The sequence below is a fragment of the Paenibacillus sp. D51F genome (assembly GCF_053345695.1).
The window spans coordinates 332919-356417 of sequence record NZ_JBKFAO010000003.1 but is presented as its reverse complement, the minus strand read 5'-3'; the positions used below and the strand labels follow the sequence as shown (position 1 = coordinate 356417).

Genomic DNA, 23499 nt, shown 5'->3' with positions numbered 1-23499 from the left:
GGGCTTTCCTCCTACTTGAAGTTGATTCTCGGATCAACCGCCGCGTACAGCAGATCGACCAGAAGATTGATGAGCACGAAGATGAAAGCGATGATCAGGATGCCGGACTGGATGACCGGATAATCCCGGGAGGAAATCGCATCGAAAATATACCGTCCGACACCCGGCCAGGCGAAGATCGTCTCGGTCAGGACGGCTCCCCCGAGCAGCAGGCCGAACTGCAGGCCGATGACCGTCAGCACCGGGATGAAGGCGTTGCGCAGGGCATGCTTGTAGATGATGAACATCTGGGACAAGCCCTTGGCCTTGGCCGTGCGGATATAGTCGGACCGCAGCACTTCCAGCATGCTGGAGCGCGTCATCCGGGCGATGATCGCCATCGGGATCGTGCCGAGCGCGATTCCCGGGAGGATGAGATGTTTGACGACCGTCCAGAACTGATCCGCCCTGCCCGAGAGCAGCGAGTCGATCAGATACAGGTTGGTCACCGATTCCACCGGGTCGCGCGCGTTCACCCGGCCGATGGACGGAAGCCACTTCAGCTCCAGCGCGAACAGCCACTGTTCCATGAGTCCGAGCCAGAAGATCGGCATCGACACCCCGATGAGGGCGATCAGCATGCTGAGATAATCGAACCAGGAGTTCTGCTTCCAGGCGCTGAGAATGCCGGCGTTCACCCCGAAGAACACGGCGAAGGCCATCGCGACCAGCGTCAGCTCCAGTGTGGCTGCCAGGTACGGCGTAATTTCGGCGGATATCGGCTCGCGGGTGCGGATCGACGTGCCCAGATCGCCGGAGGCGAGCTTTTTCAAATAATCCCCGTACTGAACGAGAAGCGGCTGGTCAAGCTTGAGCTCCTTGCGCAGGGCTTCCTTGGAACTGCTGCTGGCCTTCTCGCCGAGAATGACTTCCGCGGGATCGCCGGGAATCGCGTGGATGATGGAAAAGACGATGATCGTCATTCCCAGCAGAACCGGAATCAACATGAGCAGACGTCGAATCGTGTAGTTCAGCATCAATGTCTCCCCTTAAGCCAATAGGCGTATCAATAGAATAGACGGCAGGCCAGCCTGCCGTCCGCTTGATGAAGCGACGAGTCAACGGTTTACTTGAAGTAGACCTCGGTGTACGGCTCGGAGCCCGTCGGCGAAGGCGTGTAGCCCGCCAGCTTGGCCGATCCTGCCAGCAGCGGCGTGGAGTGGACGAGCGGAATCCATGGAGCGTCCTGCTTGATCAGCACCTGCGCCTGCTTGTACAGCTCTTCGCGCTTGGCGTTGTCGGTCTCCGACTGGCCTTCGCTCAGCAGCTTGTTGACTTCTTCATTGGAGTAGAAGCTGTAGTTGTTGCTTCCGATAGCGTCCTTGTGCAGCAGCGTGAAGAGGAAGTTGTCCGGGTCGCCGTTGTCGCCCGTCCAGCCGAGCATGAACAGATCTTCCTTGTCGCCTTTTTTCACATCATCAAGGTACGTCGCCCATTCCGGGGATTCGATCTTCGTCTTCACGCCGATCTTGGCGAAGTCGGCCTGGATCGCTTCCGCGACCTTCTTGCCGTCCGGCATGTAAGGGCGTGCCACCGGCATCGCGTAGAAGACCATTTCATTCGGCAGCCCGTTCGCGTAACCGGCTTCGGCCAGGAGGGACTTGGCCTTCTCCAGATCATAAGGATAGTCCTGCACGTCCTTGTTGTAGCCAAGCGTGGACGGCGGCATCGGATTGGTTGCCTTCTCCGCCAGTCCGCCGTAGAACGCCTGGATAATGGCGTCTTTGTTGACGGCATAGCTCAGAGCTTGGCGAACTTTCGGATTGTCGAACGGGGCTTTTTTGGTGTTGAAGCCCAGATAGCCGACGTTAAAGGATGCGCGCACGATCTTCTGGAGGTCGGCGTTGCCTTCGAGCGTCTTGAGATCATCGGGGTTGACGCCTTCCATCAGGTCGATCTCGCCGTTCTGCAGCGCCGTGAGGCGGGCCGAGTTGTCCGGAATGACCTTGAAGACGACTTTGTTCAGCTTGGGCAGCCCTTGCTGCCAGTAGGTCGGGTTCTTCTCCAAGGTGATGGAGTCGTTGCGCTTCCACTCCTTGAAGACGAACGGTCCTGTGCCGACCGGCTCGGACTTGAACTTGTCCTTTTTCTCCTTGATGGCCGTCGGGGAAGCGATTCCGAACGATGGCATCGCGATGTTCTGCAGGAACGGAGCCTGCGGCTTGTTCAGGACGAACTTGACCGTGCTTGCATCGACAGCGGTTACTTCCTTGATGACACGGGAGCCGTCCGGGCCAAACATGGAGTCGTAGTAATCGAAGGAGTCGCCTTCGAATTTGAACTCGCTCTTCGGATCGCTCCAGCGGTTGAAGTTGAACACGACCGCGTCGGCGTTGAAGTCGGTGCCGTCCGAGAACTTGACGCCTTGCTTCAGCTTGAACGTGTACGTCAATCCGTCCGGAGTGACTTCATAGCTTTCGGCCAGCTTGGGCTGAACCTCGGTCGTGCCCGGCTTGTAGTCCAGCAGCCCTTCGAACATCTGCTGCGTCACCTTGATGGATTCGCCATCGGTTACGATGGCTGCATCGAGAGCAGCGGAATCGCCGCCGCGGGCGGTGATCAGCGTATCCTGCGAGGTGGCGGAAGAGTCAGCCGGGGTTCCGCTCGGAGCGGGGCTGCTGGAGTTGCTGGCCGGGGAGCTTCCCGGGGAATTGCCGGTGTTGCTGTTGCTGTTGTTGCTGCTGCAGCCTGCCAAGGCGAGGACGGATGCCAGCACGAGCGCTGCTCCGGGTTTATACCATTTGTTCAAAATTGTCTCCTCCTCTTAATCTCTCTTTTTCCCAATCCCTTTGACTTTTGAATCTATTGTTGAAATCTGTTGCGGCTCCGTGGAGCCGTACAGATGACAAGCCGTCATATGGCCTTCCGACGTCTGCTGAAGCGCCGGCCGCTGCTGCCTGCATATGTCCATGACCTGCGGACAGCGGGTGTTGAAGACGCAGCCCTGCGGGACATTGGCCGGACTCGGAACCTCGCCCTGCAGGATGATCCTCTCGCTGGCTGCATTCGGATCCGGCTTCGGCACTGCGGACAGCAGCGCCTGCGTATAGGGATGCTTGGGCTCCCGGTAAAGGGAATGCTTGTCCGCAAGCTCCACGATCCTCCCCAGATACATGACCGCGACCCGGTCGCAAAAATGCTTCACCACGCTGAGATCATGAGCGATGAACACGTAGGTCAGTCCGAACTCTTCCTTGAGATCCTGCATCAGGTTGAGAATCTGCGATTGGATCGATACATCCAGCGCCGACACCGGCTCGTCCGCGACGATCAGCTTCGGCTGCAGCATGAGCGCCCGCGCGATCGCGATCCGCTGCCGCTGTCCGCCGGAGAACTGATGAGGGAACCGGTCCAGCTGCCAGGGGCTGAGGCCTACTGTCTCCATCACCCGCTCCACCTTGACGCGCCGCTCCTCGGCGTTCCCGATGCCATGCACGATCAGCGGCTCCTCGAGAATTTTGCGAACCTTGTGGCGAGGATTGAGAGAGGCGAACGGATCCTGGAAAATCATCTGCATGTCCCTGCGGATCTCTCTCATGCGGCTATCGGAAAACTCCGTCACGTTATGGCCGTCGAACATGACCTCGCCGTCTGTCGGCTCGATGAGTCTCAGCAGCGAGCGGCCCGTCGTCGACTTGCCGCAGCCGCTTTCGCCAACGATGCCGAACGATTCGCCTTTTTTCACCTGAAAGCTGACGTCGTCGACCGCTTTGACCTGTCCGACCTCGCGCTGGAACAATCCTTTGCGGATCGGGAAATACGTCTTGAGAGAGCGGACCTCCAGCAGGCTGTCCTCATGAACTTGGGTCGGGTTCAATTTGCCACCTCCTCGATTGCATTCAGCCAGCAGCGGGAGCGGTGGCCCGGGCTTGTCGTCGGCACGAGCTCCGGAAGCGAATGCAGGCACTTGTCCATCACATGCTCGCAGCGCGCCGCGAAGCGGCAGCCTTCCTTGACCGAGCCGGGCTTCGGCACGTTGCCGGGGATAGAGTAGAGCCGCTTCACATCCTCCTCGATCTTCGGAATGGAACGGATCAGTCCCTGCGTGTAGGGATGCCGGGGCTTCTCGAATATCTCGCGCACGGTTCCTTCCTCTACGACCTTGCCGGCATACATGACGACGACCCGGTGACATACTTCCGCGACGACGCCGAGATCATGCGTGATCATCATGATCGCCGTTCCGGTCTCTTCATTGAGCTTTTTCATGAGATCCAGAATCTGCGCCTGGATCGTCACGTCCAGCGCCGTCGTCGGCTCGTCGGCGATCAGCAGCTCCGGCTCGCAGCAGAGGGCGATCGCGATCATGACCCGCTGCCGCATGCCGCCGGACAGCTGATGCGGGTAGCCCCTGAGAATCGTCTCCGCTCTGGCGATGCCGACCTTCTTCAACATTTCCAGCGCTTGCGAGGACGCTTCCTTGCGGCTCATGCTGCGGTGGACCCTCAGCGTCTCGACGATCTGATCCCCGATCGTAAGCAGCGGGTTCAGGGATGTCATAGGCTCCTGGAAGATCATCGAGATCTCATCGCCGCGAATCTGCTTCATCCGCTTCTCCTTGGCCTTGATGAGGTCCTCGCCCTTGAACAGGATCGATCCTCCGGCGTATTTGCCGGGCGGCTGCGGAATCAGCCGCATGACCGACAAGGAGGTGACGCTTTTGCCGCAGCCCGATTCTCCGACTACGCCTACGATTTCGCCTTTGTGTATGAGTAAATCCATGCCGTCGACCGCGGGAATCTCGCCTTGGTCCGTTACGAAATGAGTGCGCAAATCCTTAATCTCAAGCAGCGTCGAACCCATGCGCCCGGTCTCCTTTACCATTCAATCTGTTTCGTACTTTAATGCATTAATGTATCTCAAAAGCAAACATCCACTAATTTCCTGCATACCGCTGAATGCTTGGATTAAAATCCATCGAAAATAAACACGGATTGTTCTGGCAATTACAATAATTAAATGCAAACTTAGTTAACATTGATTGTAATACATAGATGCATGGTTCGTAAATACGATTTAAAAATAAATTTTCTTACATAAAAATTCAAATGGAAACGATGTCAAAAGGGAGAAGCTTCACTCTGGAAGCATTCACATCCATTAACAGGTTATCGATGGTACTTTATCTAACTTCACCTTCGATGAAGGGATGGCCGATTTTCCTAAAAACCGGGTGCTAAGAGCAATACATAAATTTCAAACCTCATTCATTTCGAAGAATAATTTTCCTTTACTTGATAAGACAACCCTATCCTTTGGCTTGGATGGCGGATAGAATGAGCCCTATTTCAACATTTGCGCGCTTAGCCAAAACGCGACAACGAGTATCAGGACCGGTGAAGCAATCACAGCCGCCAGCTTGCCTGGACTTGCCTGCCAATTGTCCAGAAGCAGGTCCATTCCGGCCAACAGCGCGCCGGCGAGGCAGCCGAGCAGCCCCGCCATCCATGCTGCGCCGCCGGAGGCTGGCTGAAGCAGCGTGCCGAGTCCTGCACCGCATGACGCATGGAGAAGGATATAGGGAGCCTTTCTTCCGGGCAGCCATTTTCTGCAAGACCACTCCAGGAGAAAGGAGACCAGCGTGCCGCAGACAGCCAGGACCGTACCTCCATTTAGAATGGACAGAAAGACTCATCCTGCCAGCTCGAACACCCCTGCCGCTTCTGCTCCGTAAACCGGAACGAATAGACTGAGCGAAGCTGCAAGCAGCGTGGCTGCATATGCGGAAAGAAGCTTGCGGAAGACCGCGCCGATCATGGCATTCATCCCGATTGTTCCGTACGTTTAAAAGCTGCCATGCTCCAGCCCCCATTGGGCGCGAATCGCGTCCAGCGTCCCCATGATCTCCACGCTTTCATTCAGGGGCATGATATCGCTGGCTGTCCGGCTGCTGCGGATGCAATCCATCGCTTCAATCGCCTGATAGGCATGTCCGGAAAAATCGCGGTTGTCCTCGACGATCACAGGCTCTTGGCCGTCAATATGGAGCTCGGACCGGCGGGTCCACAGAAATCCGGGAATATGGATACGGCCCTTCGTACCATATATCCAGGCATCGTTGTTCATGCCAAGACGGATGGACGCATGCAGGGAAGCAGCCGCTCCCCCCTCGTAATCGAACAGGAGCGAGAATCTCTCGTCTACGCCCGTTTCCCCGATGTAGACCGTGCTTTGAATCCGCGAGGGCTGCGCCCCGAAAACGAGGGAAGCGAAAGAAACCGGGTATATGCCGGCATCCAGCAGCGCGCCTCCGCCAAGCTGCTTGTTCAACAGCCTGCCCTCCGGGTTCCAGCCCGCGTCGAATCCGAATTCGGCCTTGAGCAGCTTGATCTCTCCGACAGCGCCGGCGGCCAGCCACTTCCGGACGGCGGCAATCGGAGGCAGGAAGCGGGTCCACATGGCCTCCATGACGAAAAGCCCTTTGCCTGCTGCCGCTGCCTCGATCTCCCGCGCCTCGTCCGCGTTCATCGTGAACGGCTTCTCGCACAGTACATGCTTGCCTCCCGCCAGGCATTCCAGCACATTCTCCTTGTGCACGGGATGGATCGTTCCGATGTAGACGATATCGACTTCCGGATCGGCGGCCAGCTCTGCGGCGCTGCCATACGTGCGGGGGATGCCGTATGTCTCTGCAAAAGACTTCGTCTTCTCCGGATCGCGGCCCGCCACTGCCGTTACGACGGCACCGGGCGCATGCGCCAAATCCCGTACGAACCCTCCCGACATGCCGCCCGGTCCCATGATGCCCCAACGAATCGTGCTCGGTGCTCCTTCGTTCACTCGGCTTCATCCTCTCTATTATCCAGCTCTTCATACGGTTTGTTCGACATCCGCAACTATTGTCCTCCACGACAGGCCACATGCATCATCAGCGCCACGGCATGTGCCAGACGGCTTCCGCACTCGCCGAAACCGCAAAAAAACCGGTATCCGCAGCTGCGGATACCGGTTCGCTTAGTCTTTTTCATTGGCGATCTGGAAGAGAGCGCCGACGCCTTTATCTCCGAAGCGTCCTCCCTTGACGGTCAAGGAATAGCTGCCAGGCTGGGGATTGTTGAGAACGATGACGTTCTCTCCTTTGCTCAGAGCGATTCCGGCACCGAGGCTGCCCGCGTCAAGCGTGAGTCCTCTTCCCGCATCGGCCTTCACGATAAATACCGCCTTGATCATGGCCCCCCGCTTGAAATCTACCCGTTCGGGGGTGATTCCCGCCGCGCTGACAACGATCTGCGCTTCCTGCAGATCGTTGTCCGAATCGTAGCTGGCCGCAGCGACTGCCTGCCTGCCGTATTGGCCGACCGAAATGGCGCTGCCCATGACAAGCAGCAGGACGCAGGATATTCGGCCGGTTCAAATTCATGTTCATCCAAATGATGACTATTTTGCTGACGCCAATACGGCACTCTTCTTCGAGGACGACCAATAGATCAGATAGACAACAAGGAAAAGACCCATGACGCCAGCTGAAAAACGATACATGGCGGCATAGCCGAGTGAAGCTGCGGCTGCCCCGAGCACCATCGATCCGCATGCGACGCCGAAATCGGTGGAATTATAAAACAGGCTGTTCGCCGAGGCATGCCGCTCGCGGGGAGTCGAGCGCAGCATCCATGCTTGCGCCGATGGCTGAATGGAACCGAAGCCGAGTCCATACAGCAAAGCCGATACAATGAGCAGTCCCATATGCTGGGAGTAGGACAGGAGAGTCAAGCTGGCCATAAGGATGACGGCACCTGGAATAAGAATGACTGCCGGCCCGTGCCGGTCGAACAGCCGCCCCGAGATCGGCCTTACAAGCAGCACGGTCAGCGCGTTAAATAGGAAGAACAACCCTACATTCGCGAGATGGCGCTCCTCTCCGAAGAGAACGATGTAGCTGAGCACCGATCCATACGTAACGGCCATGAGCGCATTGAGCGCAGCCGGCATCCAGATGCTTCCGGAGCGCTGCTTGGAGGGCGAAGGATTCGCAGCTGCGGGCAGCACAGGCTTGGCGATGGAAGGCAGGGGCGGGATCGCTCTGAAAGCCAGCAGCAGCGGAATGATGAGCAGCGCGGCAGCGCCTCCGGTCAAGGAAAGCGTTCCGAATCCGAAGGAGCCCATGATGGACAGGCCGATCATCGGACCGAGCGACATGGCGATGCTGGTCGACAGGCCGAAATAGCCGACGCCCTCGCCAAGCCGAGACGGGGGAATGATCTGCGTTACGACCGTCGGCAGCACCGTGCTCGCCATGCCGAATCCGATTCCGAACAGGACCCTCAGCAGCAGCAGCATTCCGATGCTGGCAGCTTCGCCGTACAGCGCGGTCGATGCTGCAGCCAAGCCAAGCCCGATGAACAGTATCGTGTTCCGGCCTACATGCCGCAGCAGCCATGCCGTACCGAAGCGGGAGGCGATCGCCGCTAGGGCGAACAGGCTGGTGACGAGGCTGATGACGAAGGAGCCTGGATCGAACGTGTCTTTCACATAGGACGGCAAAGGCGAGAGCAGCATTTGAAGGCTAAGGAACAGCAGGAAAGCTCCAAGCGTAAGAACAATAAAAGAGCGGGTCCATAATCGGCCCGCGTTGCCGGCATCTTCCATCATGAGGTTACCTCCAGTTGTGAATTCGCGTTGCGGATAAGCTGACGGATCAAGCGGCGCAGCATCTCCTGCTCTTCAGCCCGCATCCCTGCGGTGATCCCGGCAACCGCCTCCGCTTCCACGGAAACGGTCTCGTCGATGAGTCGGCGCCCTGCTTCGCTCGCATGGATTCTCAAGGAACGGCGGTCCCTGTCGTCCGGACGTCTCTCGATCAGGCCCTTGGCTTCGAGATTGTCCAGAATCCTCGTCGTCGTCGGCTTATCCTTGGCGGACCAGTCGGCCAGCTCCTTCTGAATGAGCCCTTCCCGCTCGCAGACGCGGAACAGCATCGACCACTGCTCGCTCGTAATCTCCCAGGGCTTCAGCCGCTGCTGCAGGAGCAGGCTGATTCTGCGATAAGCGACCCCCATCAGAAAGCCGACGGACTGATCCAATTGCCCTGATTCTTCCTTATCGTTGAATACCGGATCCGGCATAAAAAGCCTCCGCTTCGCAAGTAGTTGTTATGACAACCATATGATTGTTATTCGTTTTTGTCAATCCATAGTCTTTCATTTTGAATGCCGATCATTCATGGTAAAATGAAGAAATCCGGCTTACAGCAAGCCATTTCAGGAGATGCTTCCTTGTCCAGAACTAAGCCCAAGCCGAGGCGCGGCCCCGCCGTGCTGGCCCTTATCGCAGCTGCAGTAATCGGTTATTCCCTGCTTAAGAACTATGTCTTCGATCCCCGCGCCGACTTTTTCCTTGGCGTCAAAACCGGGCTGAATCAAGCCGTGCCTGTACCCGCCTGGCTCGGGGCCATGCGCGTGCACGTCGCCTTCGCCTGTCTGGCGGCAGCCTGCGGAGCTCTCAACTTCTCTACCCGGCTGCGCCGGCGCAGCGTCAAGCTGCATCGCGCCAACGGGTATGCCTACTTGATCTCGATTCTAGCCGTATCCCTGACATCAGGATATCTTGCGCCTTACGCGACCGGCGGGAAATGGGCGAGCGTTCCATTCAACCTGCTCAACATCGCCTGGCCCGCGATGGCCGTCATCTCCATCCGCCATGCGCGGCAAGGACGGTACATGCCGCACCGGGAGTGGATGCTGCGCAGCTATGTCTTCTGCTTCACGAATTCCTGCATCCACTTCTTCGCCTTTGTTCTTTATCGCGGAGCAGGGCTTCCCTATGAGGCCAGCTACATCGCCGGCGTGTATGCCTCCATCGCCTTTCTTGCGGCGGCTGCGGAGCTCTTCATCCGGCTCCGGCGCTCCTCGGTCAACGGCGGCGCCTTGCCCGGAGCCTAGAGAGACGAAGAAGCCGGAGCGCCCATGTGCGCTCCGGCTTCTTTTCATGCTTGTTACCTATCCTCCGCCATTCTCAGGCATGCGAGGCCCATGCCGCCGCCTGGACGATAAGCCTGCGGTATTCCGGATGCCGGAACGACTGCCGATGATGTCCGGGCATCAAATAGACGACCTTGCCAAGGCCGAATTCATGCGCCCACGCGGCTGGCCAGCTGCTGCCCTCATGGCTGTATTCCATCAGAATTTGGGCCGGACCAATCGGATCCATCGTGAAGCGGTAAGGCTCCTCGCCCATCGTAAATGCCCGGATTCCCTGCATGACGGGATGAGCCTCCGCATCCTGCTTCACCGAAAACGCCAGCGGACCGTAATCGGGGTGGCCGGTGAACTGGCCGCCGATCAGCTGAGCCAGCTCGGGGTCCGCCTGCAGCGAAATGCCGTTATGGACGACAAGCAGCCCCCCGCCCCCGCTGACGTACCGCAGCAGCGCCGCCACTTGTCTCCGGGACTTCTTCACCCGCCATTGATCGGAATAGGAGATCAGCAGGTCATAACCTGCCAGCCCCTCCGTCGACAGGCAGCTGTAATCCTCCGTCGCCTCCACTTGCATGTCCATTAACAATTCGCGCAGCTCCTGCTCAGCAGGCTCCAGCGGATGATAGGCCGCATGGACCTGATCGCCGAGCAGCAGCGCCTTTGCCGATCTGGTCATGCGGTCGCCTCCCGTGCTTTTTTTGCCGGACACGTCCGTCTCCATCAAGTCCAGCTCATCTCGCGCCCGGCGTAATCTCGGAAATCGGGGTGCTTGCGCTCTTCCTGATCTTCCAGATAGCGCTGAATCGTGCCAGCGATCTGCTCGGCCGCTTCCGCGGTCGTGAGATCGCCTTCCGTGCTGAGGACTCCACCCATATAACTCTTCATCCATCCCGGGTGAAGCACAAGCACCTTGCCGCCATGCCCCTTGAGCTCGTTATGGACGATGTTGGACTGGATGTTGAGAGCGGCCTTGGACATGCAGTATCCGTACCAGCCTTCGCGCCATGCTTGGTTGATCTGTCCTGCCTCCGAGGAGATGTTCACAACAAGCTTGTCCGCACCGTTCAGCAGCAAGCCGCTCAATGCCTGGACGATCCGCAGCGGACCGACCGCGTTGACGGCGTACATCCTGTTGAGATGCTCGTAGTTGATGTCGCCGAAAATGGAGCCTTCCTTGTCGCCGCTGATGCCGGCATTGTTGACGATCAGGTCGAGGCTCTCCGTCTTCCCGGATACGGCCGCCGCGGCCTTCTCCACGCTGGCGGGATCCGAAACGTCCAATTCCAGCACATAAAGTCGGTCCCTCCGTCCTTCGGGAACGCCGTCCAGCGCGTCCCAATCCGGCATATACCGTCCGGCGAACACCGTGTATCCCCTTTCAAGAAGCTCCAGCGTCAGATCGAAGCCGAGCCCTCTGTCCGCTCCGGTCACAAAGGCATGTTTCATATTCGCATTCCTCCTTGTCCCTTCATCTTACCTGCGACGCGCGGGCGGCGCCATCCATAATATTCCTCTTAGCATTGGATAAGGATGCCGCTCTCCCATCGGCAACCTCCTATGCTTTCCGCTTTTTACAGCCGAATAAGACGATTTTTTCAGCTATCTCCCGCTCTCGTCTCTCTTCATTCTGTCCAAGGGTCCGTTCCGTCCTCCTTAACTGGCGCCTCGCCGCAGCGGCAGCCAATCCAGCACATCCCGGATCGCGGCGTCCCAGTAGCTCCATTCATGGCCGGCATCCGCCGTCTCCACGTAGGTCAGATCGATGCGGCCCTCGAACTGGCGGCGGAAATCGCGGTTCAGCCCGATATTGAAGTCGCTCGTCCCGCAGCCTTGATAAAACCTCGGCAACCGTGTGCCCGCAGCCAGATGCTGCTCCAGCACATGGGCCAAGTCGTTCGGGCTGCCGTCATACTCCTCCGCCGAGCCGAAGGTCAGCATCGCCATCCGCAGCATGGCTGCGTTGCCGATCGGCGACTCTCCGGTCAGCCGCGTCCGCTGGCTGAGGCTGCCTGACAGGCTCGCCACGGCGGCGAACCGCTCCGGACAACGGATGCCGAGCTTGAACGCGCCGTATCCGCCCATCGACAAGCCGGCAGCGAACGTATCCTCCCTCCGGTCCGACAGGCGGAAAAGGCTGCCCGCCACTGCCGGCAGCTCCTCGGAAAGAAAAGCAAAGTAAGGCAGCCCCATTTTCTGATCCGAATAAAAGCTCAAATGGACCGAAGGCATGATGACGGCAATGCCCTTCTCCTGCGCATAGCGCTCGATCGAGGTGAACCGCTGCCAGTTCGTATGGTTGTCCGTCGCTCCGTGCAGCAGATAGAGCACCGGATAAGGAGGGCCCTGCTCCAGCCCGCCCTTCGTCCCGATCGACGATGCCTGCTGCGGAATGACAGCGGTGAATGAGCTGGACAAGCTCAGCGTTTCTGAGAAAAATTCGATTTGGGCCAGCGGCATGCGCTTCGCCTCCTTTGCCTGATTCGAGCTGTACGCGACTGCATCTAAGGGTTCTCCGAAACGAAAACCAGCCCCCGGCCAAAAGCTCCAGGGGCTGGTTCGTTCTCGTCAGCCTTTCACGGAGCCGATCAAGGCCCCTTTCACGAAATGCTTTTGCAGGAAAGGATATACAGCCAGAATCGGAGCGCTGGACACGAGGATGGACGCCATCTTGACGGTGAACGGATTGACTTGCTGCTGGACGGCAACCGAGATTCCGGCCTGGGAGATCGCCTGCGACGTGTTGCTGATCAGGTCCTTGAGCACCATTTGCAGCTGCCACATATCCTTCTCCGTCGCATACAGCACGGAGGAAAAGAAGTCGTTCCAGTAGCCGACTGCGATGAACAGGCTGACCGTCGCCAGCACCGGCTTGGAGAGCGGCAGCACGATCCGGAAGAACACCGTCAGGTCGTTCGCTCCGTCGATTTTGGCCGCTTCCTCCAGCTCGTCGGGAATGCCCCTGAAAAAGCTGATCATGACGAAAATGTTCCAGGCGCCGATCGCGCCGGGCAGGATGAACGCACCGTAGGAATCGATCAGGCCGAGCATTTTGATGAGCAGGTAAGAGGGCACCAGCCCGCCGCTGAACAGCATCGTGAACAGGATGAGCAGCGAGAAGAACTTGCCGCCGCGCAGCCGCTTCTTGGAGACGGCATACGCCATCCCGGCGGAGAAGAACGTGCCGATGAGCGTGCCGGCGACCGTCGTGATCATCGTCACCTTGAAGCCTGACAGGATCGAGACATTCTGGAATACCGCCTGGTATGCGGTCGACGAGAAGCCTGCAGGCAGGAGGAACAGGCCGCCGCTCGCCGTCAGATCCGGATCGCTGACCGAAGCCATGACCATATACCAGAACGGATAGATCATCAGCGCCATCAGCAGGATGAAAAAGGTGATGTTGGCGACATTGAAGGCGCGTTCGCCTCTAGATATCGGCGTCATGGCCGATTCCTCCTTACCATAGGCCTTCCTGGCCGCTTTTTTTGACGATCGTGTTCACGCTCAGAATCAAGGTCATCGCGACCGCCGACTTGAACAGGCCCGCAGCTGTCGCGTAGCTGTAGTTCGCATCCTGGATGCCGACCCGGTACACGTACGTGTCGATAATGTCCGCGACATCGTAGACGAGCGGGCTGTACAGGAGGAAAATCTGCTGGAAGCCGGCCTCCAGAATGTTGGCGAGGCTCAGAATGAGCAGAATGAGGATGACCGGGCGGATCGCCGGCAGCGTGACATGCCAAGTCTGCTTGAGCTTGCTGGCGCCGTCGATGCGGGCCGCCTCGTACAGATCCGCGTTGACGCCGGCGATTGCAGCCAGGTAGATGATCGTGCCCCAGCCGACCTCCTTGTAGACGTCGCTGATGACGAGCACGGAGCGGAAGTACCGCACGTCGCCGAGGAAGTCGATCGGCCTGCCGCCGAAGTTCTGGATGATCATATTGATCAGGCCGTCGACTGGATTAAGGAACGTAATGAGGATGCCCGAGAAAATGACCCAGGAGATGAAATGCGGCAAATAGACGACCGACTGGGCGAAGCGCTTGAACAGCTTGCTTCGCAGCTCGTTCAGCAGCAGCGCCAGCACGATCGGCAGCGTGAAGGACGCAGCCAGCTTGTAGAGGCTGATGATGATCGTGTTGCCCAGGATCTCCCCGAAGTCCGGGGAGTGGAACAGGCGGGTGAACTGGTCGAAGCCGACCCATTCGCTGCCGGAGATGCCTTTGTAGATGTTGTACTCCTGGAACGCGATGACGACGCCGTACATGGGCATGTACTTGAACACCAGCACCAGCAGCAGCCCCGGCAGCAGCAGCAGGTACAGATACCGGTCCCGCGCGATATCCTTCAGCAGCGAGCCGCGGGCCGCCCGCGTCCGCTCGCCGGCCAAGACGGCCGGTTTCGTAACAGCCATGAGGCGCTCCTCCTTCCGTGCGGCTTATTTATAAGGCGTGATGTTCTCTTCGTACCATTTGTCGTACTCGACGCGCTCGGTCTGCTCCTTGTCGAACATTCCCGCCGCTTCCTCGTCGACCTTCTTGCCGCCGAGCTTCTCGTACTGGGCCGGCCACTTGTCGAAGGCGTCCAGCGGCGTCTTGCCGGTGATGATGCCCCAGAACAGCTCGTCGCGCACCTTCTTGATATCAGCCGAGTAGCGGTCCCACTCCGGACGCTCGATCGCCTTGAAGACGACGATCTTGTCGCGCATCGGCTGGGAGGTGGCGATCTTGTCCTCGAACATCTTGGTCACCTCCGGCGTGTTCTTGATGTTCGCCGCGTCCTTGCGCTGGATATACCAGCCGAAGTTGCCGAATCCAAGCTTGCTTCCTTCCTCCGGCTGGATCGTCGGCGTGAAGATGCCGCTCTCCATCTTGTAATGCTCGCCTTCGTTGCCGAAGGTGATCTTCTTGAACACTTCCGGCGTCGCCATCGTGTTCAGCACCTGGACGGCGCTGTCCACGTCCGTCGCGTCCGTCACGACCAGGTAGCACCAGCCGATGCCGGGATCGGGCAGATCGGAGCTGAAGCCGTCCGGCCCTTTCATCGGAGGGACGGAGATGAATTCACCCGTCGGGTTGAGCTTCTTGAAGCTCATGTTGACGGAGTTGCCCGGGTTGAAATAATCGACCCAGCGGTAGAACGAGCCGACCTTGCCGGAGGCGAAGATGTCGTTGACCTTGCTGTCGTCGTTGTTGGCGCTCGTCGTCATGCGCGGATCCATGACGCCTTCCTTATACAGCTTGTTCAGCAGCCCCAGCACATCCTTGACCTTCGGATCCAGCGCGCCGAACTTGATGGAGCCGTCCGGCTGCTTGACGAAGTTCTCGACATCAAGACCGTTCGCGTAGAAGAACGGGGCCAGGGAACGGTAATAGTTGTCGCCGGAAATGCCGTAGGTGTCCTTCTTGCCGTTGCCGTCCGGATCTCCGTTCGCGAATGCCCGGATCACCTCGACGTATTCGTCCAGCGTCGTCGGCACCTGCAGCCCGAGCTTGTCGAGCCAGTCCTTGCGCAGAATCGTCGTCATATAGCTTGCTTCCGGCACGTCGCCGGGAATGCGGAAGATCTTGCCGCTCTTGTCCCAGTGGTAGAACAGCGTGTCCTTGCGGTAGTAATCCAGGATTTCCTTGCCGTATTTCTGCAGGGAAGGAGTCACGTCCTGTGCGATGCCGGCATCAACCCACTTCGAGTACTCCTTGGTGTCGCCCGTCCACAGGATGCCGGGACGCGTGTCCTTGGCGCTCATGAGCAGATTGATCTTCGTGTTCAGCTCGGACCAGTCGGGCAGAAAGATCGGCTGTACATCGACCGGCCGCCCCATGCTTTTCGCGAGCTCTTCCTCCAGAGCCTTCTCCGCCCAGGAATCCGGGGTTTTAGGACCGGCCATGAGCGCCATCTTGATCTTGAAAGGCTCCTTGGAGGCTTCCTTCGTATCTCCGTTCGAATTCGAAGCTGCGGTGTTGGCCGCTCCGCTGTTGCCGGCCGCGGAATCGCCGTTTCCATTCCCGCTGGAGCAGGCCGTCGTAAGCACGGCCATGGCCAGAGATACCGAGAGAAGCATTGTCGTCCTTTTCATGCTTGTTTCCCCCATTTAGTGTGATGGTCTTGCCCTTGCAACACAATCGGTCCGAGCCAGTCTAAGGGAAGATTTATCCTCTGCTGGGCATGAACGCGCTTTCAATTAATTACAGGTAGATTATAAGCCGCCTCCATTCTTCTTGTAAACAACAAATTTAAATTTTATATAAATTGTTTCAATTTGTTTATATTATGGTTTTACCTATTGAATGGCCAGTGTGTCACGTTCAACGGGGCGGACTTAAGAGATTGGCAAGACCATCATAGAAACTTTGGTTCGGTTTATTTTGATTTAATTTCCTAAACAGCAACCAATCGTATAAGCTAAAGTTGAAAATGTTTCTGGAAGATGCCGGCACTTCATGCAAAAAAGCCGCATCGAGATCAAGGATCTCAATGCGGCTGCTTGCGGCGCTGCTCTCGCCGGTTTTTCTCGCAGGCTCTTCTTGTGCAGGGCTCAGAAAAAAGCCCATGACAAAGCGGAGCTCTGCTCGACATCCCGCTTGGGCGGCAGGACGAAACAGATGTCCTCCGCTGCCTCCCTGGGGTTCTCCTCTTACAGCTTCAGCATGAACTGCACGATGTCGTCATGCAGGCCGGGAAGTCCCTCATGCCCGTAATCCGGGTAGATCTCCACGGACTTGGGCGAGGCGATCTTGTTGTAGGCGGCGAACTGGGTCGACGGAGGGCAGATGGAATCCATCAGCCCGACTCCGAGCAGCACCTCGGCAGTGATGCGCGGGGCCAGATGCTGGATATCGATGTAGCCGAGCCGAGTGAAGATCTCTTCTTGACGCTGATGACGGGGGTCGAAGCGGCGGAAATATCCGCGCAGCTCGTCATAGGCGTCCTTGGCCTGATCCATCTCCCATACCCGCTGGTAATCGCTCAGGAACGGATAGACCGGCGCGGCGCGCTTGATGCGGGGCTCCAAAGCGGCGCAGGCGATCGTCAAGGCGCCGCCCTGCGACCAGCCGGTCGCCCCGACGCGCTCCGGATCCACCTCCGGCATGCCCATGGCGATGCCGGCCAGCTGGGCCGTGTCGAGGAAGATGTGCCGGAACAGCAGATCGTCCGGCTCGCCGTCGAGGCCGCGGATGATATGGCCCTGCAAGGTGTTGCCCTTCACTCCGCCGACGTCCTCCGAGGAGCCCCCTTGGCCGCGGACGTCCAGGGAGAAGAAGGAAAATCCGAGCGCCGCGTAACCGAGCTTATCCGCCCAGTCTCCGGATTGGCCGGAATAGCCGTGGAAATGAAGCAGCGCCGGATGCGGCTGCGGGATGTTTTTGGGACGCACGTATTTGGCATGGATGCGCGCACCCTTGACCCCGGTGAAATACAGGTCGAAGCATTCCGCATGCGGCACCTGAAAGGCCGCCGGCACGAGCTCCACCTGAGGATCAACCGCTTTCATTTCTGCCAGCGCGCGCTCCCAATAGGCGTCAAAATCGGCCGGACGCGGGTTGCGCCCCTCGTATCGGCGCAGCTCCTCGAGCGGCATGTCGAGCATCGGCATCGTCGAAAACCTCTTTCGTTTGGTTAGTTAGGCGGCCAAAAACCGTCATTCCTTTCCTTTTATCACGGCATGCCGGACCCGTCAACCCTCGCTTGGGCACCTTGCTCCCCCGTTCTCACGAACCTCACAGAACCATTTGGATGGGATCATAGAATTTTTTGTTTACCCGAAAATAAATAAAGCGATCCGCATCCATCCGGCTGGTCAAGCCGGACAGATGGGGATCGCTTCGTTTCAACTGCGTCAGTTCCTGCGTTCCCGCCAAGCGGCACGCCTGTCTATTCCTATTGACATGGATTCCGACGGCTCCGGCTTGATCCTGGAATCAGCTGCGGTTAAGCTTGCCGATCAATGCCAGCAGCTCTTGCTCGGTGACGGCTCCGCCGCCAAAGGCGAGAACGGACCTCAGAGGCAAGTAGGCAATCATCGCCTGCATCATCTCCCCCATGCCCGATTGCTCGCCGCCCGCTTCTCCGAGGCCGCTCGATTCCTTCATCTTCTGAAGGAGCGGCCCGATAACCGGAAGCGCCTCCGGATCGGCCAGCAAATCTCCTACGGTCGTGCTCAGCGAATACGTTTTGGGAAGCTTGACGGTGGATTCAACGCTGATCTTCCCGGCAAGCCTGATGTCCCGCGACGAGGATCCGACCCGAACCTCGTAGTCACCAGTCGCGGCATGCCAATCGGCAACCGCTGTCTCGTAATAAGCGAAGGCGCGCTTGCCCAGCGTGAACGACAGCGTCTTTGCTTCCCCTGGCTCCAGAGCGGCCTTGGCGAATCCTTTGAGCTCCTGCAGAGGCCTGATGACCTTGCTCCTGGGATCGCACACATAGAGCTGCACGATTTCCTTGCCCGCCGCCGCTCCGATATTCCGCACCGTTACGGAAACCTGCGCCGTCTCCGTATCCCGGATGGAATCACGGTCGATCTCCAGATCGCTGTACTCGAATTCCGTGTAGCTGAGGCCGTGCCCGAACGGGAACAGGACATCCATTTCCTTCTTGTCGTAATACCGGTAGCCGACGAACACGCCTTCGCGGTACTCGGTCCGGTCTCCCTCTCCCGGAAAGTTCAGATAGGACGGATTGTCGCTCAGCTTGAGCGGGAATGTCTCCGCCAGCTTGCCGGAAGGATTGGCCCGGTCGAGCAGCAGGTCGGCGATCGCTCCCCCGGCCGCCTGGCCGCCGAGGTAAGCCTGGAGCAGGGCTTTGACGGAGCCCAGCCAAGGCATGACGACCGGCGAGCCGCTCATCAGCACAACGACGAGGTTATTCTGGACGGCGGCGATCTCCTGTATGAGCTGCAGCTGGTTGTCCGGCAGATTCATATGGCTGCGGTCGTATCCCTCGGATTCGTACCGGTCCGGCAAGCCGACGAACAGCACGGCCGTATCCGCATCTCCCGCGATCCGCTTGGCCTCTGCGGCCAGCCCCGCATCCGGAGCATCCTTGCCTATGCTATAGCCGGGCGCATAGGCGATTCCGCCTCCTTCCCCGCCGCGCAGCTTCCGCAGCTCCTCGAGCGGGCTGTCTACCCTTGTCGGCACGATGTGGGAGCTGCCGCCGCCCTGAAATCTCGGCGTCTCGGCGAACGCTCCGATGACGGCGAGCTTGCCGCCGCGGAGCGGAAGCGCCCGATCCTCGTTTTTCAGCAGCACCATGCTCTCGGCCGCTACCCGCCGCGCCAGGGCATGGTGGCCGTCCTTGTCGTAAGAGGCATCTTCCTTCTTCTGGTCGACCGCCATGAAAATGATCCGCAGCAGCCGCAGCACGGCGCGGTCCAGAGCTTCCACGGAAAGCTTGCCCGAGGCAAGCGCCTCCAGCACCTTCTTCTCGCCGAGCCCGCCGCTGGCGGGCATCTCCAGCTCCAGCCCGGCCGCCAGAGCGTCGGCGCGCTCGTTTACCGCTCCCCAATCGGATACGACGAAGCCTTCATGATTCCATTCATCCTTCAGAATATCCGTCAGCAGCCTGGCGTTCTCCGAGGCATACGTTCCGTTCACTTTGTTGTAGGAGCTCATGACCGTCCACGGCTTGCCCTGCTGGACCGCTCCTTCAAAGCTTGCCAGATAGATCTCGCGCAGCGTCCGCTCATCCACGATCGCATCCGTCGTCATCCGCCGGTGCTCCTGGTTGTTGACGGCGAAATGCTTGAGCGAGGTGCCCACTCCCTGGCTCTGGACGCCTTGGATATGGGATGCCGCGAGCTCGGAGGACAGGTAAGGATCTTCCGAAAAATATTCAAAGTTGCGGCCGTTCAGCGGCGAGCGCTTGATGTTGACGCCCGGTCCAAGCAGGATAGCCACGTTCTCCGCCTGGCACTCCTCGCCGAGCGCGGCGCCGACGCTGTAGATCAGCTCGCGGTCCCATGAGCTGGCCAGCCCCGCCGCCGAAGGGAAGCAGGTTGCCGGAACGCTGTCCATCAGGCCGAGATGGTCCGCGCCCTGCGCTTGCTTGCGCAGTCCATGAGGGCCGTCGGTCACCATGATGGACGGGATGCCGAGCCTCGCTACCCCCTTCAAGTGCCAGAAATCAAGGCCGCTGCACAGCCCCGCCTTTTCCTCTGCCGTCATCTGATTGACCAGCTCTTCCAGATTCCGCTTCATCGACGTTCCCTCCCGAATTCGCTTTCCCTCCTAGTATAGAAAGCGTTTTCTTCAAAGCCTTGTAGGTATTCGTCTTTTTTGGCATGATTTTGACCTGCTGCTCCAGCAGCCTCCGTGCCGTTGCGGTACTTCCCCGGGGTGATGCCCGTCCATTTCCGGAATACCTTGGTGAAATAGCTCTGATCGCTGAACGTGAGCCGGGTCGATATTTCCGTAATCGACAGCTCCGTCAACCCGAGCAGCTTCTTGGCTTCCTCCACCCTCATGCTCTGAATGCAGTCCATGACGGTGAAGCCGGTCTCCTTCTTGAACCGCCGCGACAAGTAGCTGGCATTGAGGTTGACCAGCCGGCACAAATCCGTCAGAGAGATGGGCTCATAAAGATGCATGAAGATGTAATTCCTGCATCTGGCGATCGGAATGGAGACCGAGCAGTCGCGGCTGTCCCGGACCTTGCGCGCGAAATCCGTCATCGCCCCGCCCATCGCCTTGCGGATATCCCTCATGCCGACCAGCTCCTCGATATGCTGGATATGCAGATCGCTCATCGTGTAGGCGACCTCGGGATGAAGTCCCCCCTCGATCGCCGCTCTCGCGGCAAGCGCGATGCCGACGATGCCGAGGTTCTTCTCGTGCCGAACCCTGCTTTTCCGGGAAAGGATCCCGATGCCCTGCATCGTCTCCAGGCCGCTGAATTCGGCAGCCAGCTCCTCTACGCGTCCTTCCTTGACGAGCCGGATCAGCTTTTTTTCAAATGACAGATCGTGATGGCCAGCCAGTTCGTACAGACGCATGGAAACATCGAGATCCGCTTTCCTTTCCATGCCGGAATCCCATGCTGCCGCATGGTCCACCTTCCGGATATCGGAGGCGGCGATCAGAGTGCCGTAAACCAAATAATGCATCAGCACGCCGGCTTCGAGAAAACGATTCTTGCCCAGCACGGGCAGGCTGCGGGAATGAAGCCTCATGCTTTTTTTGTCCGGTCCGCCTGCATGCGAGTCGTCATCGAGGCCGTCCCCGCCCGCCTTGATGACGTCGGCTCTACTCCCCTGCTCAGCAGCGTAAAGGACTGGACCGGCAAGGAAGCTGCCCTCGTATGCTTCATCGCCGTGGACGCGAATCTCGATATAATTCAGCCCTTCGTCCGTCTGATGAAGGATGGCTGCGGCCCCGTCCCGGGGTTCGGCGCTCAGGTTCCGCATGTCTCCCGGAACGGGGATGAGAGGGACAGCCTCTCCCGCTGCATACTCCCGCTCTTCCCTGTTCGGATGCTGCGGATCGATGAAACGAACGGCAATGCCGAAGCACCCGTTTATTAACGCAAGCACATCCTCTTTTTTCCTTTCGCTGAGCAACGACGCCATCTTGCCCCTCCCTTCCAGTTGCAGCAAGTCGCAAGAAAAGGCGCCACCACCGCGTTCCCCTAAGAGGATAGCTATGATGCCGCCTATAGAAAATGGATGCCTGCATGAATTGTGCTGCCGCACTCCATGCCTCTCGTGACGCGGCTGCGAAGCACCCGCAGCATGGAACATCCCGTCATTCAATGTCGAAATCGAAGTATTTCTTGGGAAACGGCTCCTTTTCGAGCGTATAATGCCACCATTCCTTGCTGTAGGGGTGGAAGCCGCGCTTCTCCATCGCTTTCTTGAGAACGGCCCGGTTAGCCGCTTGGACGGCTCCGATCTGCTTGGTGCCGTGGCTCGAGATTTCCCCGAAAAAATCGAAAGGACTGCCCATGTCGGTCGGCTTGCCTGTCTTCAGGCTGTAGGTCGTAAGATCAATCGTGCTGCCCCTGGAATGCCCCGAACGGGAAGATACGAAACCAAGCTTGAACACATCGGCCTTGTCCACTTCAGGATAAAAGACGTCCTTCATGGCGGAATCGTCCGCATCCTTGGACCAGGACATGAACTGCCGGACAGCCTTGACCGGGCGGTAGGCATCGTAGACCAGCAGTCCGAGTCCTTTTGCGGAAAGATCGTCGCTGACCGCCTTCAACGCTTTGGCCGCCTGCTCGGACAAGATGGCGTAAGGAGCCTTGTAGCCGTTCAGCCTTCTTCCCACGAAATTGTAGTCCTTGTAATACCGGATTTCGGACTTGACCGTCGGGATGATTTCATCCAAGTAAACGAAGCCCTCCGGCAGTCGATGCTTCTTCTCTGCCACTGGCTTCTCTCCTTGCTTGGCGGTCGCGGCCTTGCCGGCGGGGGAAGGCCGCGGGCTGACACTCGAAAGCTGCGGCGCGCTTGAATCCGCGTGAGCAGCGTTCGCCGGAACCGGGGTACGGGCGGCTGCCGCCTCACGGGCGGCTTCGTCGGCTCCGTTCTCCGGCCCAGCGAGGCTGGGGCCGCCGGAATCCACGGCATCGGCCGGAGCGGCGCAAGCCGTCAGCTGGATGGCCAGACATGCGGCCGGCAAGCATGCCAGCAGCTTCTTTCCTTTCGAATGCATGGAGCTCCTCCTCTGCCTTCTTTCCCGGCACGACGCCAGGTTTCGCTCTTTCTTCGCCAAAATCGTATACACCGATTGTATACGACTCTGCTGAAAATGTAACGTCCCGTTCCGTCGCGCAAGCTTGGTTCCTGTCAGCGCAAGCCCTATACTAGAGGAAAGGAAAGCGTGCAAGGAGAGATGTCCAATGCTTGATGAAGATTGGGATAAACGGGTGGCGCAGCTATGGGACTGCGCAAGCGCCTTGAGCGGAGAGGAGCTCGTCGCCCGAATGGAACGGCTCGCTTCCGAGCTACCCGAAGACAGCCCTGAAGCGGCCTTCGAGCGTGCCGCTTCCCTGGAGCAGTCCGGACAGTCCGATCTGGCCGTGCCGCTGTACCGGCGCGCCCTATCGAGAGGATTGAAGGGAGAGCGCAGGAGGCTTGCCGTCATCCAGCTCGCAAGCCTGCTGCGCGGCATCGGCGCGCTGCCGGAGGCGATCGCCTTGCTCTCTACCGAACAGCGGCGCGGGTCCGATCATCTGGACGACGCCGTCCAGGCTTTCCTGGCTCTATGCCTGGCCGATGCCGGCGAAGAGCGCCAGGCGGCATCGATCGCGCTCGCCGCGCTCGCCGGCCATCTGCCTCGGTATCGGCAGAAGATAGAATCCAGCGCCAAGGAACTGTTGAAGGGCTGATCCGTCTCTACGAAGATCGAAAGGGGAAATGAATCGCGGTAGATCCCGCTCATCAAGGGAGAGGACTCGGCAAGCTCGTGATGGCCCATTTGATGGAGTACCTGGATAGCCATGCGCCGAAAGGTTCCTACGTAAGCCTCATTGCCGATGTTCCTCTTGTACAAGCAATACGGCTTTGACTATACGGAGCCCGCTTCCGTCGGCATGTACAGGA

24 protein-coding genes are annotated in these 23499 nt (G+C 58.8%); 3 read left to right on the top strand and 21 right to left on the bottom strand.

Annotated elements, in window-relative coordinates; translation table 11 throughout:
* Positions 1 to 11: 11 nt before the first annotated feature.
* From ACLBWT_RS08215 to ACLBWT_RS08170, 10 genes are all read right to left on the bottom strand, one after another.
* The gene (locus ACLBWT_RS08215; protein WP_447662573.1) at positions 12 to 1016 is read right to left on the bottom strand and encodes an ABC transporter permease; all 1005 of its coding nucleotides are present in this window, start codon (positions 1014 to 1016) and stop codon (positions 12 to 14) included.
* An 89-nt stretch (positions 1017 to 1105) separates the two neighbouring features.
* Complete coding sequence (locus tag ACLBWT_RS08210; RefSeq protein ID WP_447662743.1) at positions 1106 to 2791, bottom strand: ABC transporter substrate-binding protein; 1686 nt, start codon at positions 2789 to 2791, stop codon at positions 1106 to 1108.
* A gap of 12 nt (positions 2792 to 2803) precedes the next feature.
* Entirely contained in the window at positions 2804 to 3856 is a 1053-nt protein-coding gene (locus ACLBWT_RS08205; RefSeq protein ID WP_447662572.1) for an ABC transporter ATP-binding protein, read from the bottom strand.
* On the bottom strand, positions 3853 to 4842 hold the full coding sequence (locus ACLBWT_RS08200; RefSeq protein WP_447662571.1) for an ABC transporter ATP-binding protein: 990 nt from the start codon (positions 4840 to 4842) through the stop codon (positions 3853 to 3855). The genes ACLBWT_RS08205 and ACLBWT_RS08200 overlap by 4 nt, the downstream gene beginning before the upstream one ends.
* 480 nt (positions 4843 to 5322) lie before the next feature.
* Positions 5323 to 5484 carry a hypothetical protein gene (locus ACLBWT_RS08195; RefSeq protein WP_447662570.1) on the bottom strand — a complete coding sequence of 54 codons (162 nt, stop codon included), beginning with the start codon at positions 5482 to 5484 and terminating at the stop codon, positions 5323 to 5325.
* A 186-nt stretch (positions 5485 to 5670) separates the two neighbouring features.
* On the bottom strand, positions 5671 to 5805 hold the full coding sequence (locus ACLBWT_RS08190; protein WP_447662569.1) for a hypothetical protein: 135 nt from the start codon (positions 5803 to 5805) through the stop codon (positions 5671 to 5673).
* Positions 5806 to 5823: 18 nt separating this feature from the next.
* Positions 5824 to 6819 (bottom strand): Gfo/Idh/MocA family protein, encoded by a 996-nt coding sequence (locus ACLBWT_RS08185; protein ID WP_447662568.1) that lies wholly within the window; start codon positions 6817 to 6819, stop codon positions 5824 to 5826.
* Between the two features lie 174 nt (positions 6820 to 6993).
* Positions 6994 to 7356, bottom strand: a complete 363-nt coding sequence (locus tag ACLBWT_RS08180; protein ID WP_447662567.1) for a hypothetical protein — start codon at positions 7354 to 7356, stop codon at positions 6994 to 6996.
* 60 nt (positions 7357 to 7416) lie between these two features.
* On the bottom strand, positions 7417 to 8628 hold the full coding sequence (locus ACLBWT_RS08175; RefSeq protein ID WP_447662566.1) for an MFS transporter: 1212 nt from the start codon (positions 8626 to 8628) through the stop codon (positions 7417 to 7419).
* Positions 8625 to 9101, bottom strand: coding sequence for a MarR family winged helix-turn-helix transcriptional regulator (locus tag ACLBWT_RS08170; RefSeq protein ID WP_447662565.1), 477 nt, complete (start codon positions 9099 to 9101; stop codon positions 8625 to 8627). Before ACLBWT_RS08170 ends, ACLBWT_RS08175 begins: the two co-directional genes overlap by 4 nt.
* A gap of 150 nt (positions 9102 to 9251) precedes the next feature.
* Between ACLBWT_RS08170 and ACLBWT_RS08165 the strand changes: the two genes are divergently transcribed.
* Positions 9252 to 9917, top strand: a complete 666-nt coding sequence (locus tag ACLBWT_RS08165) for a DUF2306 domain-containing protein (RefSeq protein ID WP_447662564.1) — start codon at positions 9252 to 9254, stop codon at positions 9915 to 9917.
* Positions 9918 to 9990: 73 nt separating this feature from the next.
* Here the strand turns inward: ACLBWT_RS08165 and ACLBWT_RS08160 are convergent, their stop codons facing one another.
* The 11 genes from ACLBWT_RS08160 to ACLBWT_RS08110 form a co-directional block, all read right to left on the bottom strand.
* Positions 9991 to 10629 (bottom strand): ThuA domain-containing protein, encoded by a 639-nt coding sequence (locus ACLBWT_RS08160; protein WP_447662563.1) that lies wholly within the window; start codon positions 10627 to 10629, stop codon positions 9991 to 9993.
* 44 nt (positions 10630 to 10673) lie between these two features.
* Positions 10674 to 11399: an SDR family oxidoreductase gene (locus tag ACLBWT_RS08155; protein ID WP_447662562.1), complete on the bottom strand. Its 726-nt coding sequence runs from the start codon at positions 11397 to 11399 to the stop codon at positions 10674 to 10676.
* Between the two features lie 207 nt (positions 11400 to 11606).
* On the bottom strand, positions 11607 to 12410 hold the full coding sequence (locus tag ACLBWT_RS08150) for an alpha/beta hydrolase (RefSeq protein WP_447662561.1): 804 nt from the start codon (positions 12408 to 12410) through the stop codon (positions 11607 to 11609).
* A 108-nt stretch (positions 12411 to 12518) separates the two neighbouring features.
* Positions 12519 to 13397, bottom strand: coding sequence for a carbohydrate ABC transporter permease (locus ACLBWT_RS08145; protein WP_447662560.1), 879 nt, complete (start codon positions 13395 to 13397; stop codon positions 12519 to 12521).
* Positions 13398 to 13410: 13 nt separating this feature from the next.
* On the bottom strand, positions 13411 to 14367 hold the full coding sequence (locus ACLBWT_RS08140; protein ID WP_447662559.1) for an ABC transporter permease: 957 nt from the start codon (positions 14365 to 14367) through the stop codon (positions 13411 to 13413).
* Between the two features lie 24 nt (positions 14368 to 14391).
* Positions 14392 to 16029 (bottom strand): ABC transporter substrate-binding protein, encoded by a 1638-nt coding sequence (locus ACLBWT_RS08135; RefSeq protein ID WP_447662558.1) that lies wholly within the window; start codon positions 16027 to 16029, stop codon positions 14392 to 14394.
* Between the two features lie 229 nt (positions 16030 to 16258).
* A complete protein-coding gene (locus ACLBWT_RS08130; protein ID WP_447662557.1) occupies positions 16259 to 16504 on the bottom strand; it encodes a hypothetical protein in 246 nt (81 codons plus the stop codon).
* Positions 16505 to 16587: 83 nt separating this feature from the next.
* Positions 16588 to 17547: an acetylxylan esterase gene (locus ACLBWT_RS08125; protein WP_447662556.1), complete on the bottom strand. Its 960-nt coding sequence runs from the start codon at positions 17545 to 17547 to the stop codon at positions 16588 to 16590.
* A 325-nt stretch (positions 17548 to 17872) separates the two neighbouring features.
* Entirely contained in the window at positions 17873 to 20152 is a 2280-nt protein-coding gene (locus ACLBWT_RS08120; RefSeq protein ID WP_447662555.1) for a glycoside hydrolase family 3 C-terminal domain-containing protein, read from the bottom strand.
* The gene (locus ACLBWT_RS08115; RefSeq protein ID WP_447662554.1) at positions 20149 to 21519 is read right to left on the bottom strand and encodes a helix-turn-helix domain-containing protein; all 1371 of its coding nucleotides are present in this window, start codon (positions 21517 to 21519) and stop codon (positions 20149 to 20151) included. Before ACLBWT_RS08115 ends, ACLBWT_RS08120 begins: the two co-directional genes overlap by 4 nt.
* A 175-nt stretch (positions 21520 to 21694) precedes the next feature.
* Positions 21695 to 22609 carry a M15 family metallopeptidase gene (locus ACLBWT_RS08110; RefSeq protein ID WP_447662553.1) on the bottom strand — a complete coding sequence of 305 codons (915 nt, stop codon included), beginning with the start codon at positions 22607 to 22609 and terminating at the stop codon, positions 21695 to 21697.
* Positions 22610 to 22796: 187 nt separating this feature from the next.
* On the opposite strand from ACLBWT_RS08110, the gene ACLBWT_RS08105 reads away from it, so the two are divergent.
* Positions 22797 to 23285 carry a tetratricopeptide repeat protein gene (locus ACLBWT_RS08105; RefSeq protein WP_447662552.1) on the top strand — a complete coding sequence of 163 codons (489 nt, stop codon included), beginning with the start codon at positions 22797 to 22799 and terminating at the stop codon, positions 23283 to 23285.
* An 80-nt stretch (positions 23286 to 23365) separates the two neighbouring features.
* Positions 23366 to 23464: a hypothetical protein gene (locus tag ACLBWT_RS08100; protein ID WP_447662742.1), complete on the top strand. Its 99-nt coding sequence runs from the start codon at positions 23366 to 23368 to the stop codon at positions 23462 to 23464.
* Positions 23465 to 23499 lie beyond the last annotated feature (35 nt).